Origin of the sequence: Secundilactobacillus paracollinoides DSM 15502 = JCM 11969 (genome assembly GCF_001311135.1) — a bacterium.
GTDB classification, from domain to species: Bacteria; Bacillota; Bacilli; order Lactobacillales; family Lactobacillaceae; genus Secundilactobacillus; species Secundilactobacillus paracollinoides.
Window position 1 is genome coordinate 18,522 of the sequence record NZ_BBAG01000009.1, and the last position, 14,820, is coordinate 33,341.

Sequence of the window (14,820 nt, forward strand, 5' to 3'; positions counted from 1 at the left end):
CACATCAGTAACCGACCAAAGAACGGTCGCTAACTGATGTCGACACCACAGCTCCGTGCCAAATTGCTCCATTCCACTGACGTTGATCACCCTTTTTATCACGAGTTAAGCATCACAATAGCGTTAAAAATAGTTCGCAGAGAATCCGCCCTCGACTGCTAGTAAGACCATTAACAGCAACGCTTCTCATGGGGTGTTGGTCACCAGTAACGATTGATATAGAGGTTTGGTTATACAACTTATGACGACTTACAAGCTGTGATGACCACTGAAAGAATCACAGCGTAGTGGCACCTTTCAGCATTACAGGCTGTGATGTCGGTGTTTGTTACTGGCTGCCCTTTGACCGGCTACGAACATCGGAGACCTAGGTGATCCTTGAATTTCTAGTTTACATTGTGGAAACGTGTTCGCAGGCTTGGACTCCCAACTGTGTAAGGCGACTTTGGAGTGCTACTTTGAATCACTTAACAATGGAAAGACCATACAGAAAACAGAGAGTTGGCTTACACTCTGCTTCTACCGTTTTCGGCCACTCTCTACTGAACTAACGTCTCCGGCCACGCATACCCGACCACATGCCACCAAGATACGTGGATGGCTTCACTGATCACGCCGTAATTCTGCGCGTCTAGCATCATGCCGTCGCCAATGTAAATGCCGACGTGGGTAATGCTGGACGTACTGCCGCCGAAGAACGCAAGGTCGCCCTTCTCCAATTTAGAACTAGAAACGTGCGTGTAGGTGTCGTACTGTGACTGCGCCGTTCTGGGTAACGTTTTGTCCGCTGCTTTGGCGTAGACATATTTTGTTAGTCCAGAACAGTCAAAGGATGATGGTCCGTTACCGCCATAACTGTACGGTTTGCCAAGTTCATCTTTCGCGTACCCATAGAGTGTGGCGTACGTGGCACCAGCCTTTAAGTACTTATGCCAGATCCAGCCGCTTACGGAACCTGACTTGTTGGTCACATAATAATAGAGATATGTAGCGCCATTGGCCTTCTTTTCGTAAAGTTTCTTGGTTGCCTCCCACGTGGTACTTGGATAATTTTTGAGATAGTGCGTTTTTTTGCTAAATGAAACGGTGCTGCTTGAAATCTTAAGGGTGTACATGGCGCCTGCTGAACTCGCACGGACGTATGTTTTAGGTGTCATACTGGCTTCCTTAACGTAGGTATCGGCACTCGCACGCGTTAGATGCCCCATAATACCCAGACTTAACCCAATGATGATCAGCAACCCCAATTTCAGACTTCGATGATGATTCTTCACAATAACGACCTCCTCAGCTGTTTGTACTTTCTAGCTTACGCTCACAATGCGTCGGTTCGTTTGCTGAAAAATAACATCAGTTTTAAGTCGTTGTGTCATTCTTCTAACATGCAATCATCGTGTTAACTTATCGTCATAGTTAGGCGAAATGTGTAAGTTACTTGTCGAATTGATGTCAAATAATTCACAAAAAGCGTCAGCGCTTCGTTCAATAAGGATAAGCGCTGACGCTTTTTTATTTTAAATTGTTTCTTATGAGTGGCGGCGTTTAAAGATTCCCGCCACTGCTGTCATCAACCCAAGCAATGACAGCCCCAACAGCGACCAAATCGTCGTTGACTGTTCATTAGTTTGCGGTAAGGTCTGTTTCGTTTGTGACTGCGTTGCGCCTTCCTGTTTTTCGGTAGGCGATGTGGTCGTCGCTGACGAAAGGTTAGTCGCCGCTCCTGCTTCGGTAGCTGTAACAGTCGTGTCACCAGCAGCATTCGCTTTGCTTGTTTCTAGCTGGTCTGACTGGGTTTTATCAGCACCCGTTTGTGCAGCGACCGGATTCGCAATCGTAACTGTAGGGCTTGTCACATTTCCAGTCTCCTGGGTCGTGCCTGATGCTGACGGTTCACCCGAATCGCCTGATCAGGCCTCGTCACCGTCGTACCCGAATCCCCACCAGTTGGCAATGTGGTGCTGGGACTCGTATCAGGAACCTGTGTCTTTTCCTGAGGGTCAGATTCTGGAAGATAAGCCGCGTGGTATGTGATCGTTTTCGTCGACCCAGCGATGCTGGCCGTTGGGTCAGTGCTGCTTGTGAAGGCTGCCAGGGTGCCAGCAATGGTGCCCGTTAGATCAGGAACGTAGCTTGTTGTCGCGTCCGCATGAATGATTGGCGCCGAAACTGCTTCGATGACCGTTTTGTCGGGTGTGGCTATCCAAGTATCCGTTACCAGATCGTGTTGGAGCGTCCAGGTGACTGTTTGGACAACATCAGCTGGTAACTTATTCTGGTCAACCCCCGCGCCAGCTACAAACGCTGTGATGTACTCTTCTACAGCCGTCGTCGTAGCGATGGCGTGTGCAAGGTGGATCGTAACGGTGCCATCCGTCGCCGCTAATGTATAGGTTCCAGCGGCATTTGCCTGATTCAGCAATAATTCGCAGGGACGGTTGCCGTCCAGGTCACAGTGTCGCCCTGAGCGCCGAGCAGTGCATTCTCCGTCGTCGACACAGGTTTCCCTGTCGTGTCATCGTAGTAGCTCACATCCGCTGAACCAACTGCCTCCGGTGCTTCTGCCGCTGTACTCGACGACGTCAATGGCGCTAACTGAGCTGGCAGTGTGACATCAAAGTCACCCGTAATGGTCAACAAATCAGTCAACACACCTTGAAGATCATCCGTGATCTCACCAGACTTCACAACCAGTTGCGTGACCGTATTTGCCAGAGCGGTTGCGGCGTCAAACACGACTGCATGTTGCGCAACGAAATCAGACGAGTAGGTCACGTTGCCATCGACATCTGTCGTACTGTTGGGGTCAGCCGTGGCCACAACGTTCTTCATTAACGGCGAGACCGTCGTGCCAAACCAGTCAATCGTTGAATACAACCCGTTCCAAATACCACTGATCGTATCGCTGGTCGGTAGTCCGGCAGCGGTATTTCCCGTTGAATACGCCATGGCCAGAAAATCATCTGAGGCTGGCATTGCCTGTAACGCAGCAAGGCCAGTCGCTGCATTTTGAGTTGCCGTATCAATGGCATCCTGTAATTCACCAGCTAGTTCTGTCGGTGCCACCCACAGCGACGTTGTGTCCCAAAGGGCGTCATTGGCATTATCCGCAGCATCAAACGTGGTCTTGAGCTGTTCTGCCATTGCAATAAGGGCGTTCGTTTGGTCCGTGTAAATTTGGATGGCGACCTGCTTAAGCGTCGTGTCGAACGTGTCGTTGAATGCCGTTTCATCAAAGGTATTACCAGTTTGATCATAAATTGTCTGCAACGTGTTTTCCAATTGCGCCTTGGTACCATCGATTGCACTTAATAATTCGCTGGCATAGGTGGAGCTAAACGCACTAGCGGTCTGTGAGCCATTCGGGTTTAAGGCGTTGGAGCCGGTATTGGCCTCGCCAGATTCAACACGGCCCACACTGCCATCATCCGTTTCGTAAGGCAACGCCGTATCGGCAACCTGTTTGAGGTAGTTAAACAGTACAACAACTTCAGCATATGAGCCCTGAAGGCTAGTGGTGTCCCCTGCCTGCACATTGGTAATATCCGTGTTTAAATCACTCACAACGGTCGGTATCACATCGTCCTCGTAAGTGATCTTCCCATCACCGTTCGCATCCGTGTATGTCTTGCCAAACAAAGTTGCTTCAACTGTCCCATCACTTGTGGTATCTGGCGTGACCAAGATCTTTTCGGTAGCGCCATCAGCCAGTGATTGAGCGTCTGAAGCCATTGTTGATACGCCGCTGGCCGTACTCTGCAAGGCTGTGGCATAAGCGGTATTGGTGGCGTCCGTCACAAGTGCTGATGCTTGGTCAGCAGCCGTGTCGTTATAGTCTTGAATTTCAGTGCCGGCGTTTTGAATGTTCTCAGGTAAAGCATTGTACAAGTTCACTAGCGTTTCGTAGGCGTCATCGTATGTTTGATTAGCGTCGTGACGGCCGTATTGATGGCGGCCAACTGAGTCGTTAGTGCTTGATATTGGCTTGCTAAACTATCGTAGCTTGCTGTCAGCTGTGTTTTTAAAGCTGTTTTGTCGGTGGTTGTATCCTGTTCAGCCTGGGCCAGTTGTGTTTGGTACTGAGACAATGCAGTATCATAGGCAGCCTTTGCCGTTTGGTAATCAGAAATTTGTGACTGAATTGCAGCCGATTGCGATTGATAATCCGTAACTGCCGTTGCATAATCGCCGTTTTCATCATCAAGATAGGCTTGTTTTGCGGTCGTCGCATCATCAGCGTCTGGCGTTACTGCCTGACTAACAGCCACGGCGGCGACCCGAGTTTTAACCTGGGCAGTTGTGGTTGGCTGTGTCGCATTTACGCTAGTCGTTGTGGTCGTATCAACCGATTGGCCTGTTGTCGGTTCAGTAGTTTTAGCTGAGCCATCGTTTTCCGTATTTGTAGAGACATTAGCGGGCGTTTGTACTGACTGGCTCGTTTGTGATTCAGTTGGCTCGGACGTCGAATTGGCTTCGGCAGTATCTTGCGTTGCTTGTTGTTCGGAAGTAGTACCCGATTGCCCCGAAGATTCAGGTATCGATGACGCGGCTGTCGTGTTGCTATCGGTAACTGCCGTCGTCGTTGTCCCACCGGTTGTAACGGTATCCGCATGAACTGAAGGCGCACTAAATGCCAGTGTGCCAGACATCACCAGGATGCCCATCCCCGTAAATAGCCACTGTCGTTTAACTTTATACATCTTAAAATGAGAAACTTTGCGTTCACCATATTTAATTATTGATTCCCCCATTAGAAATGTGCCTGAATTAAACTCACTCCACCATCAGTTTACACTATTTCTAAAAATTAAGGAATCCTAAAGATGCCATTAATATTGAAGAATATTACTATTAAACGAAAAGGTGGGCTTAGATAGACAGTCCAGCAACCACTACATACCAGTTCTGATTTATACATCAGTTCAGTCACATTATTCCCGCAAACAACAATCTGTTCTCTTATTAGATAATGGACACGATTAGAAATTTATGTATTGGTCTATTTTTGCGACAATTTGTTTCATTTTCTTAATTAAAGACTTTAATAACAGGCTTTACAGACAAAATGCGACACATTGTCGGGGGCATTTTTATGACAAACATGTTACAGTGGACATTGTGGTGGTTGCCTACAACCACCATTAATTTCCAAGTACTATCACTCCCCCAGAACACTGATAGTACGCCTATTCGTTCCCTGCTCGCTAAACAGATACTGTGATTGTTTGGCGGGCTTTTTTGTGTGGTGCTTAAAAATGTAAAACGCAACAATTCATTTAAAAAATAGACCATTTTGGATTCTTATCTTTAATCATTTAAGTAGACTGAGTTATATAAAAGTAACAATCAGTTACCTACAAGCATGATTAGACATTGGAAGATCTATTTTTCTTCACCTTCCATCAGCAAAAACGTTACTCATCACTTGCCTTAAACAGATTGTAGGGCTCAACGTACCGGCTTTCAGTAATGATTTTAGCCACTTCCTGATACGGTTCTGGATTAATTTTTAGCAGCCAGTGTCGAATGATCGTTAAAATGCTGCTCATAAAGATCGGCATCACGTAATCAACAGGGATATCGTCTAAGTACAATGTATTTTCAAGCGTTTCCGGTAGGCTGAGAATAACGACGACGTCATTTCAGTCTCAAACATTTTCCAAAAATGAGGATCGCCATTAGGCCCTGAAAGCCTCTAAACAGTGGATAATAGTCGTTAATGGTGGCCATTAATTTTTCAAAAATCGGATAGGCAATTTCTGGGTTAGGTGCCAGCGCTGTCGCTTTGATTGCTGTCTGTAAATTATCAGCATGAGCACGGCCGAGGTGCATAAAGAGCGTACGTTCTAACTGGTCAACAAAATGAGGAATATCAGCATAATACATGTAAAAAGTGCCACGGCTGACACCAGCCTGTTTCGTTAACGCGACCACGCTAATTTCTGAAACTTGCTTAGTTTTCAACATCTCCGCAAATGTTTCGTACAGTCTTTGTTGCATCGGTGTCCCAGTTAATAATTTCATTTTTCACCACTACACACTTTCATACAATCTGTTCATATGATTCTAACATTTTTCGCCCTACAATTTCAGTGTTATCAACTAACAACTCATCTTGAAAGGCGAATTCATATGACACTAGAAAAAATTGATTTTCATACCCATTATTTACCAGAAAGCTATCAAGCAGCACTTAAACAACACATTGCCGGCGATCCAGATGGTTGGCCGACGCCAAGTTGGTCGCCACAAACAACGCTTGCGTTTATGGCCCAAAATGAGATTGGGTTTTCAGTCCTCTCCCTCTCTTCGCCTCACATTAACTTTGGCGATAAAACTGAAACAGTCAGATTAGCAGAAGATGCAAATACGCTGGGTGATCATTTATCACAAGACTATCCCGACCAATTCGGCTACCTCGCAACGCTTCCATTACCATATGAAACAGAATCTGTCACGATGATTAAAAAGGTCTTTGAGCAGCAGCATGCTCTGGGGGTGACTGTCCCCACTAATAGTCGCGGTGTCTACTTTGGCTCACCAATTCTTGACCGTGTTTACCAAGAACTGGACGACCGAAGCGCACTTGTTGCGCTACATCCAAACGAACCAGCAGAGAAGCCCAAAAATGTTGACATTGATCTGCCAACACCTTTGTTAGGGTTCTTTATGGATACGACAATGACGTTCTTAAATCTGCTCAAATATCGCTTTTTCACTCGCTTTCCAAATATTAAACTGATTATTCCTCACGCGGGCGCATTCTTAGGAATATTAGATGACCGGGTGGCGGCTTTTGTCAAAAAACAATACGAGACGGATATTTACGAGGTAATGAAACATGTCTACTTTGACACAGCTGGTCAAGTGCTACCGCGGCAGCTCCCTGCCTTGTTAACACTGCGGATGAGCACCATGTCCTATACGGCAGCGATATTCCATACACGCCTCTGGAGTGGTCCGCTCAACAAGCCAATGATTTAAGCAACACACCGTTACTTTCAGAACAGCAACGCCAACTGATTTTTCATGATAACGCCGCGCAGCTACTTCACCGCGATTAATCGAGAACGGTCATCTCAAATTGGGATGACCGTTTTCATGTACAAAAAACACCCTCTCCAACAGGAAAGGATGTCGTAAAACGCTGAGATACAATATATCTTAACGCTTTGAGAATTGACCAGCCTTACGAGCTTTCTTAAGACCTGGCTTCTTCCGTTCTTTCATACGTGCGTCACGAGTTAAGAGACCGGCACGCTTGAGGGGACCACGAAAATCTGGGTCGACTTCGAGCAATGCACGGGCGATACCATGACGAACGGCGCCAGCTTGACCAGAGAAGCCGCCACCATTAACGTTTGCTAAAACATCGTAGTTACCCAGAGTTTCAGTAACGTTAAATGGTTGAACAACCACTTCACGCAAGTTTGCGAATGGGATGTAATCTTCAATTGATTTACCGTTCATTTCGATCTTACCAGTACCTGGTACTAAACGAACACGAGCAGTAGAGTTTTTACGACGGCCTGTGCCGCGATATTGTACTTGAGCCAATTCAATTTCCTCCTTAAATTAGGTTAGTGATGTCTAAAACTTCAGGCTTTTGAGCAGCATTATCATGTTGGTCGCCAGCGTAAACGTGAAGCTTCAAGCCGATCTTGTGACCTAATGAAGTATGAGGAAGCATTCCCTTAACAGAAGTTTCAATCAATTTTTCTGGGTCATTTGCACGAAAATCGCCAGCAGTGCGTTGCTTTAAACCGCCCGCGTGGTTCGTGTGATGGTAATAGATCTTCCGTGAAGCCTTCTTACCCGTTAAAGCAACTTGAGATGCGTTGATAACGATCACGTTATCACCAGTATCTACATTAGGGGTGAACGTTGGCTTATTTTTACCACGTAAGATGTTAGCGACAGCTGATGACAGACGACCCAATGGGACATCGGTTGCATCAACCACGTACCACTTGCGATCCACGTCACCTGGTTTAGCCATATATGTTGTACGCACGTTAAATTCCTCCATTTTTCTGTGTTTGTTTGAACACCAATAACAAGTTTCCGGGGCTTATCGTGGGGCAAACAATACCAACTAACATAATACAAATTTTTACCCCAAAAGTCAACGCCCAAACGGGGAAAACTTTTCATTAACGCTGATGTTTTGGTAATTTTGTTGGGTGTTCGGGGTCATCCCCCTCATAGTAAACGTGTTTCAGATAAAGCCCGCTGGCCGGAACAGTGCGACGCGCATTGCGCCGATCACCAAGCTTGTAAAGCCGCTGAATGTCATCAACCGGCCGCGTTTGGGCGCCGATTTCAACTAGGACCCCAACCATAATTCGAACCTGATTGTAGAGAAAACCGTTCCCATAGAATTCAAAGACTAACTCATTGTTCGCCTCATCACGGTGACAGGTCGCTTCATAAATCGTCCGAAAATTTGTCCGAGCACTGGAGCCCGAGGCCACAAAACTGGTAAAGTCGTGTTCGCCGATCAGGTCCTGTTCTGCCTGACGAATCAAGGCAACGTCCACAGGGAATTTCCAGTGGCCGGTGTAGTTGCGTTTAAACGGGTTCCGGAATTCACCGAGATCCATCCGGTACATGTAGCGCTTGCCAGACACATCGTAACGGGCGTGAAAGGCGTCGCTCACCTGTTCGACCTTAAGGACTTCCATATCGACTGGCAGCATGGAGTTGAGGCCCCGCCGCATGCTTTCAGTCGGCAGAGCAAAGGGAAAATCAAAGTGCGCAACCTGACCCAACGCATGGACGCCAGCATCAGTCCGGCCAGACCCGTAAACGACAATGGCTGGATCGGGTTGTTTAGCCATTTTATTGACCACTTTAGTGAGCGCCGATTCCACGGTACGCATGTGCGGTTGCCGCTGAAAGCCAGCAAAATTCGTGCCATCATAGGCAAATGTCACTTTGTATCTCAAAATAGGTTTCCTTTCGTGTTACAAATGCAGTTCCCGTAAACTGATGACGACCACGGAAAACGCAACGTAAATAATTAAACTCAGTGTATCTTGGCGATGCATTTCAGCTCACGATACTTCGTACGGTTCTCACCATCCTGGTACCCGCGCGCCTCCATCGCTGTTGAAATATCAACAGCGCGGTTGAATGCATTAACAAAGAGTGGGATGAGGATCGGAACGATCGTTTTGACCTGTTGGCGCAATCCGCCCGTCCCAAAGTCAACGCCCCGAGCACGCTGAGCGTTCATAATCTTTTCAGCTTCATCCATCAGCGTTGGGACAAACCGCAGTGCGAGTGACAGCATCAGTGCCAGCGTGGCTACTGGGAAGTGAACCTTCCGTAACGGACTCAGAAGGGATTCGATACCGTCAGCAATCTCCAACGGTTGGGTTGAAAACGTCAACAGTGTGGACACCATGATAATCAGGACAAATCGCATGAGGATCAGCAACGCGTTGATCAGGCCATCGTGGGTCACTGATAACCAGCCCCACTGCCAATAAATGTGGCCCCCTGCGCCAAAGAAAATTTGGATGACAACGGTGAACATCAACAGCCAAAGCAGCGGCCTCAGTCCTCGTAGAAACACCCCAAGTGAAATGCCGGTCGCAAAGATCGACGCCAACAATAAAACAACGAGCACGGCATAGGTCCAGACGCTGTTCGCAAAGAAGACAACGCCGATATAGATGAACGTTAAGATCAGCTTTGCTCGCGGGTCTAACCGGTGCACCCAAGAATCGCCAGGAATATAGCGGCCAAACATAAACTTATCCATTGTCAGCCACCCCCTTCTTATTGATCTGGGGCACTAGCTGATCAGCCAATTCGTCCGCAGTCAGCGGAATGGGATCAAAAACAAACCCCTGTTGCATCAGTTTGTTAGCATAAGCGGTTGCCGAGGGTAATTCCAACTGGTGAGCAGTTAACCAGTCCACGTCACTAAAAACGTCACGAGGCGTGCCCTGTTTGACCATGTGACCATGAGCCATCACGATCACGTGATCAGCGTAGTCAGCAACGTCATTCATTTGGTGGGTGATCAACACAATTGTCAGGTGACGTTCCACCTGTAATTGGCGAACCAGACCCATAATCTCGTTTCGACCACGAGGATCTAGTCCAGCCGTGGGTTCGTCAAGCACTAAAACGTCAGGTTCAAGCGCTAAAACCCCAGCAATGGCCGCACGTCGCATTTGACCACCGGATAGGTCAAATGGTGAGCGCTCGAGCAGTGAATCGTCGAGACCAACCATTTTTGCCGTTTCATGGGCAAGTCTCGTGGCTTCTTCCACGCTGATACCAAAATTTTGCGGGCCAAAAGCAATGTCCTTCAAAACCGTTTCCTCAAAAAGTTGATTTTCTGGGAATTGGAACACAAGGCCAACCTTTTTGCGTAACGGCTTTAAATGTTTATTTTTCGTTTCTGATGTAATTGTCCGGTCACCGATGACTACCTGGCCCTCAGTCGGCTTCAAAAGTGCATTCAAATGCTGGATGAGGTCGATTTACCACTGCCAGTCTGACCGATAACGGCAGTAAACTCACCCGCGGGAATGTTGAGGTTAATGTCGTACAGTGCCTGAACCGCAAATGGCGTTCCAGCTTGGTACCAGTAATTTACTTTTTCAAACGCGATTTCCATAACCAGTCAGCCAAGCTCCCTTCGTCCATGTATGTCTGCGGCGTATCTACGCCACGTGTCGCAAGTGCGCGTTTGACCTTTTCAGCAAATGGCACATCAAGTCCCATCTGAATGAGTTGCGCACCGTGGCTGAAAATCTTTTCCGGATCAGCTTCTTCAACGAAATGACCGTCGTCGATCATCAAAATGTGATCCGCACTCGCGGCTTCGTCAATATCGTGAGTGATCGATAAAACCGTCAAATCATACTTTGTCTTGAGGCTTTAATCGTTGCTAATATTTCGCGGCGTCCCTTAGGATCCAACATACTGGTGCTTCGTCTAAAATTAAAATCTTGGACACAATGGCAATGATACCCGCCAATGCAACTCGCTGTTTTTGACCACCAGAAAGTTTTGCAGGTTCCCGGTCAACGTAATCCAACATGTCAACTTGCGTCAGTGCACTGGTCACACGTTCGCGCATGGTCGCCCGGTCCATCTGCCGGTTCTCCATCCCAAAGGCAACGTCGTCGGCAACCGTCGCGCCAACGAACTGGTTGTCTGGATTTTGAAACACCATGCCAACCTTCTCGCGGATATCCCAGACAGTCTCCTCAGTGAGTTCCAGGCCGTCAATCGTGATGGTGCCCTCGTCCGCAGCCATTAACCCGATCAGCAGTTTGGCAAGTGTACTTTTACCACTCCCATTATGGCCGACAATGGCCACCCAGTCGCCCTGTTCGATGTCAAAGCTTACATCATCAACGGCTTTACGATCACTATTCGAATATTCATATGATAAATTTGAAACTGAAATAATGGCCATTTATGCATTCCTCATTTTTTAAATTCACCCGTCATTATACCAAATTGTGACCCGCTGTTGCCGGATTACACCTGTTTTTTTAACAAAAGGGCAAAACAGTGTAAGAAAGCGCTGACCCATGACCTTCAGGATTTAAAGCCTCCCGGAAAAGGCATCACCATCTGATGGTCACAAGCGCCGCAACGAAACTGTCATGTTGCTCTAATTAACGCACATTTTTACATCAAATTCACATCAAGCCGAAAAGCTGATATTAATGACTTGTCGCACCCCTGCATCAATCATTCAAATCTAACTGCATGGGTGCATCCCCTCTAATTAGGGGTGTCCTCACGCTGTTTGACTTTGAAGAACGAGATCCGTGTCTCAGGTCCGGTCTATGCCTATCAGCGCGCTAACGGTCGATTCTAACGCTATGTAAAAAGCTGGTAGTGATCAGCCGACCACTACCAGCTTTTAATCGCGCATGCTGGGGAAACCAGCGCACAAAAAAATCACCCCAACAAAAGGTGCACGGCTATGCCGCATTCAAGCTAGACTTGAAACATGTCATCATCATAACGCTTTATACCTTAAGTCAGGTGTGATTCTATTGCGACCTCGCAATAGATGCTCGGCCACGATTACTGATAAAAATTGAAACTAGTCGACCAATTGTAAAATAACCATTTGAGCGCCATCCCCACGACGAGGCATGGTCTTCAAAATACGAGTGTAACCACCGTTACGGTCAGCATACTTAGGTGCAACTTCGCTGAATAGTTTTTGCAATGCGGTAGAGATTTGGACGTTGTCCCCATCTTCCTTAACATCAGCAACTACATCACGAAGAAAGGCAGCGGCTTGACGACGGGCGTGCAAGTCTCCACGTTTACCTAAGGTGATCATCTTGTCGGTAGTTGAACGTACTTCTTTGGCCCGTGCTTCAGTAGTCTTGATTTGGCCATGAACCAATAATTCAGTGGTTAAATCGCGAAGCAAAGCACGACGTTGTGAACTAGTTCGTTGCAATTTACGGTAACTCATTAGTAGATACCCTCCTTTTTATAATTAGTCTTCTTTACGAAGTGAAATTCCAAGATCAGAAAGCTTTGATTTGACTTCTTCCAATGACTTCCGGCCCAAGTTACGAACTTTCATCATGTCAGCTTCAGTCTTGTTGGTCAATTCTTGAACAGTGTTGATACCAGCACGTTTCAAGCAATTGTAAGAACGAACGGAAAGGTCCAATTCTTCAATTGTCATTTCCAACATCTTTTCTTTGTGAGTCTCTTCCTTTTCAACCATGATTTCAGCGTTCTTAGCTTCGTCCGTTAAATCAACAAACATTGCTAAATGTTCAGTCAAAATCTTGGCTGCCAAACTGATTGACTCACTTGGCGTAATTGAATTATCAGTCCAAACATCCAAAGTTAGCTTATCATAATCGTCTCTTTGGCCAACCCGCGTGTTTTCAACTTGATAGTTAACACGTTCGATTGGGGTATAAATAGAGTCAATAGGCAAAACGCCAATTGGCATGTCTTCCTTGGCTTTGTTTCGGTCTGCTGAAACGTAGCCACGACCTTTATTCGCTGTCATGCGCATGTGGAAGGTAGCTCCCTCAGCAACAGTAGCAATGTAAAGATCAGGATTCAAAACTGTCACATCACTATCAGCAGTGATGTCACCAGCCGTAACTTGAGCTGGACCCTTAACGTCGATTTCCATTGATTCGATCTCGTCGTCAGGACCTTCAAGCTTTAATGAAATCTTCTTAGTGTTCAAAATGATCTGAGTAACGTCTTCCACAACACCCTCGATAGTTGAGAATTCATGTAAAACGCCATCGATCTGAATACTAGTGACAGCAGCACCAGGTAACGAAGACAGTAAAATTCGTCGTAATGAATTACCCAACGTTGTTCCATAACCCCGTTCGAGCGGTTCGACGACAAACTTACCATAATCGTCGCTTTCTTCAATTTTGTGAATGTTAGGCTTTTCGAATTCGATCATTCTTATCTTTTACCCCTTTCAAAACGCGTTGTGCCATGATAATAAGTCCCATCATTCAGTCTCGTGTGTCCACTCAACCGAGATGAACTATACACGACGGCGCTTCGGAGGACGTGAACCATTATGAGGAACTGGTGTAACATCTCGGATAGCTGAAACTTCAAGACCAGTAGCTTGTAAAGCACGGATTGCGGCTTCACGACCTGAACCTGGGCCCTTAACAGCGACTTCAACAGTCTTCATACCATGTTCCATTGAGGCCTTAGCAGCAGCTTCGGCAGCCATTTGTGCAGCAAATGGTGTGCTCTTACGACTACCCTTAAAACCAAGAGAACCAGCTGATGACCAAGAAATTGCGTTTCCTTGCATATCAGTAATCATGACTAAAGTGTTGTTAAATGTTGAGTGAATGTGAGCAACACCAGACTCGATATTCTTCTTTACGCGGCGTTTGCGCGAAGTTTTTCTAGTTGCCATAAAACGTCATTACCTCCTTTTATAAAATAATTACTTCTTCTTACCGGCAATCGATACGGCTTTACCCTTACGAGTACGTGCGTTGTTCTTCGTGTGTTGGCCACGAACAGGCAAACCACGACGGTGACGCATACCACGATATGAACCGATTTCTTGAAGGTTCTTGATGTTCATCGTTACTTCACGACGAAGGTCACCTTCAACTTTGTAGTTATCAACTGCTGCACGGATCTTATCTTCGTCGTCAGGTGTTAAGTCGCAGACGCGGACGTCTGGAGAAACACCGGTTTCAGCGATGATCTTTTGGGCAGTAGTGTTACCAATTCCGAAAATATAAGTTAAGCCAATGACAATACGCTTGTCACGTGGCAAGTCAACTCCGGCAATACGAGCCATTTAGTTGCACCTCCAATTATTATAAATTATTTACCTTGACGTTGCTTGTGCTTAGGGTTGGCTGAGCAAATAACCATAACCCGACCCTTACGCTTGATCACTTTACAGTGGTCACACATCTTTTTAACAGATGGTCTTACTTTCATTGCTATAAACCTCCTAAAAAATGACTGGGTACAGAACAAAACACATACCGGTTACTTGAACCGATACGTAATCCGCCCCTTAGTCAAATCGTACGGTGACATTTCAACTGTCACACGGTCCCCAGGTAAAATCCGAATGTAATGCATCCGAATCTTACCAGAAACGTGTGCCAAGATTTCATGACCGTTTTCTAGTTCAACGCGAAACATGGCGTTAGGCAATGTTTCGGTAACTTTTCCTTCAACTTCGATGACATCTTTTGCCACGAAACTACCTCCCTGAACAGATATTCGACTACGGACATCGTGACCGGATCTCACCCCAAATAAACTTAGGCCAACCTGAGTTAGTTTACCATACAG

16 protein-coding genes and 4 pseudogenes are annotated in these 14,820 nt (G+C 46.5%); 1 reads left to right on the top strand and 19 read right to left on the bottom strand.

Going from position 1 to position 14,820, the window contains the following annotated elements:
• Positions 1–539: 539 nt before the first annotated feature.
• The 7 genes from JCM11969_RS05130 to JCM11969_RS05160 form a co-directional block, all read right to left on the bottom strand.
• Complete coding sequence (locus JCM11969_RS05130; RefSeq protein ID WP_054709048.1) at positions 540–1,274, bottom strand: C40 family peptidase; 735 nt, start codon at positions 1,272–1,274, stop codon at positions 540–542.
• Positions 1,275–1,526: 252 nt separating this feature from the next.
• Positions 1,527–1,853: an LPXTG cell wall anchor domain-containing protein gene (locus tag JCM11969_RS05135; RefSeq protein ID WP_054709049.1), complete on the bottom strand. Its 327-nt coding sequence runs from the start codon at positions 1,851–1,853 to the stop codon at positions 1,527–1,529.
• The gene (locus tag JCM11969_RS05140; RefSeq protein ID WP_054709052.1) at positions 1,850–2,419 is read right to left on the bottom strand and encodes a hypothetical protein; all 570 of its coding nucleotides are present in this window, start codon (positions 2,417–2,419) and stop codon (positions 1,850–1,852) included. The genes JCM11969_RS05135 and JCM11969_RS05140 overlap by 4 nt, the downstream gene beginning before the upstream one ends.
• On the bottom strand, positions 2,413–3,891 hold the full coding sequence (locus JCM11969_RS05145; RefSeq protein WP_054709056.1) for a hypothetical protein: 1,479 nt from the start codon (positions 3,889–3,891) through the stop codon (positions 2,413–2,415). The genes JCM11969_RS05140 and JCM11969_RS05145 overlap by 7 nt, the downstream gene beginning before the upstream one ends.
• Positions 3,891–4,748, bottom strand: a complete 858-nt coding sequence (locus JCM11969_RS05150) for a KxYKxGKxW signal peptide domain-containing protein (RefSeq protein WP_054709059.1) — start codon at positions 4,746–4,748, stop codon at positions 3,891–3,893. Before JCM11969_RS05150 ends, JCM11969_RS05145 begins: the two co-directional genes overlap by 1 nt.
• A 663-nt stretch (positions 4,749–5,411) precedes the next feature.
• The gene (locus JCM11969_RS05155; protein ID WP_054709062.1) at positions 5,412–5,591 is read right to left on the bottom strand and encodes a TetR family transcriptional regulator C-terminal domain-containing protein; all 180 of its coding nucleotides are present in this window, start codon (positions 5,589–5,591) and stop codon (positions 5,412–5,414) included.
• A gap of 43 nt (positions 5,592–5,634) precedes the next feature.
• Positions 5,635–6,021 carry a TetR/AcrR family transcriptional regulator gene (locus tag JCM11969_RS05160; RefSeq protein ID WP_054709065.1) on the bottom strand — a complete coding sequence of 129 codons (387 nt, stop codon included), beginning with the start codon at positions 6,019–6,021 and terminating at the stop codon, positions 5,635–5,637.
• Between the two features lie 108 nt (positions 6,022–6,129).
• Here JCM11969_RS05160 and JCM11969_RS05165 point away from each other — a divergent pair.
• Positions 6,130–7,061, top strand: a pseudogene (locus JCM11969_RS05165) (amidohydrolase family protein).
• A gap of 100 nt (positions 7,062–7,161) precedes the next feature.
• Here the strand turns inward: JCM11969_RS05165 and rpsI are convergent.
• From rpsI to infA, 12 genes and pseudogenes are all read right to left on the bottom strand, one after another.
• Positions 7,162–7,554 (bottom strand): 30S ribosomal protein S9, encoded by a 393-nt coding sequence (gene rpsI / locus JCM11969_RS05170; RefSeq protein WP_054709068.1) that lies wholly within the window; start codon positions 7,552–7,554, stop codon positions 7,162–7,164.
• A gap of 13 nt (positions 7,555–7,567) precedes the next feature.
• Positions 7,568–8,011, bottom strand: a complete 444-nt coding sequence (rplM, locus tag JCM11969_RS05175; RefSeq protein WP_054709071.1) for a 50S ribosomal protein L13 — start codon at positions 8,009–8,011, stop codon at positions 7,568–7,570.
• A 139-nt stretch (positions 8,012–8,150) separates the two neighbouring features.
• Positions 8,151–8,948 (bottom strand): tRNA pseudouridine(38-40) synthase TruA, encoded by a 798-nt coding sequence (gene truA, locus JCM11969_RS05180; RefSeq protein WP_054709074.1) that lies wholly within the window; start codon positions 8,946–8,948, stop codon positions 8,151–8,153.
• A 15-nt stretch (positions 8,949–8,963) separates the two neighbouring features.
• A pseudogene (locus JCM11969_RS05185) lies at positions 8,964–9,766 on the bottom strand (energy-coupling factor transporter transmembrane component T family protein).
• Positions 9,759–10,633: pseudogene (locus tag JCM11969_RS05190) on the bottom strand (energy-coupling factor ABC transporter ATP-binding protein). Before JCM11969_RS05190 ends, JCM11969_RS05185 begins: the two co-directional pseudogenes overlap by 8 nt.
• Positions 10,609–11,440 (bottom strand): annotated as a pseudogene (locus JCM11969_RS05195) (energy-coupling factor ABC transporter ATP-binding protein). Before JCM11969_RS05195 ends, JCM11969_RS05190 begins: the two co-directional pseudogenes overlap by 25 nt.
• A 642-nt stretch (positions 11,441–12,082) precedes the next feature.
• A complete protein-coding gene (rplQ, locus tag JCM11969_RS05200) occupies positions 12,083–12,466 on the bottom strand; it encodes a 50S ribosomal protein L17 (protein ID WP_054709076.1) in 384 nt (127 codons plus the stop codon).
• 24 nt (positions 12,467–12,490) lie between these two features.
• Positions 12,491–13,438, bottom strand: coding sequence for a DNA-directed RNA polymerase subunit alpha (locus JCM11969_RS05205; protein ID WP_054709079.1), 948 nt, complete (start codon positions 13,436–13,438; stop codon positions 12,491–12,493).
• An 87-nt stretch (positions 13,439–13,525) separates the two neighbouring features.
• Positions 13,526–13,915, bottom strand: a complete 390-nt coding sequence (rpsK, locus tag JCM11969_RS05210) for a 30S ribosomal protein S11 (protein ID WP_054709082.1) — start codon at positions 13,913–13,915, stop codon at positions 13,526–13,528.
• A gap of 30 nt (positions 13,916–13,945) precedes the next feature.
• Positions 13,946–14,311 carry a 30S ribosomal protein S13 gene (gene rpsM / locus JCM11969_RS05215; RefSeq protein WP_054709084.1) on the bottom strand — a complete coding sequence of 122 codons (366 nt, stop codon included), beginning with the start codon at positions 14,309–14,311 and terminating at the stop codon, positions 13,946–13,948.
• 26 nt (positions 14,312–14,337) lie between these two features.
• Entirely contained in the window at positions 14,338–14,457 is a 120-nt protein-coding gene (gene rpmJ / locus JCM11969_RS05220) for a 50S ribosomal protein L36 (protein ID WP_054709090.1), read from the bottom strand.
• Between the two features lie 51 nt (positions 14,458–14,508).
• A complete protein-coding gene (gene infA, locus JCM11969_RS05225) occupies positions 14,509–14,724 on the bottom strand; it encodes a translation initiation factor IF-1 (protein WP_010619611.1) in 216 nt (71 codons plus the stop codon).
• Positions 14,725–14,820 lie beyond the last annotated feature (96 nt).

Bases quoted from the DNA above. Each gene is read 5' to 3' on its own strand.
- rplQ (WP_054709076.1), bottom strand. From the start codon at position 12,466: ATGAGTTACCGTAAATTGCAACGAACTAGTTCACAACGTCGTGCTTTG.
- JCM11969_RS05205 (WP_054709079.1), bottom strand. From the start codon at position 13,438: ATGATCGAATTCGAAAAGCCTAACATTCACAAAATTGAAGAAAGCGAC.
- rpsK (WP_054709082.1), bottom strand. From the start codon at position 13,915: ATGGCAACTAGAAAAACTTCGCGCAAACGCCGCGTAAAGAAGAATATC.
- JCM11969_RS05160 (WP_054709065.1), bottom strand. From the start codon at position 6,021: ATGAAATTATTAACTGGGACACCGATGCAACAAAGACTGTACGAAACA.
- rpsM (WP_054709084.1), bottom strand. From the start codon at position 14,311: ATGGCTCGTATTGCCGGAGTTGACTTGCCACGTGACAAGCGTATTGTC.
- JCM11969_RS05150 (WP_054709059.1), bottom strand. From the start codon at position 4,748: ATGGGGGAATCAATAATTAAATATGGTGAACGCAAAGTTTCTCATTTT.
- rpmJ (WP_054709090.1), bottom strand. From the start codon at position 14,457: ATGAAAGTAAGACCATCTGTTAAAAAGATGTGTGACCACTGTAAAGTG.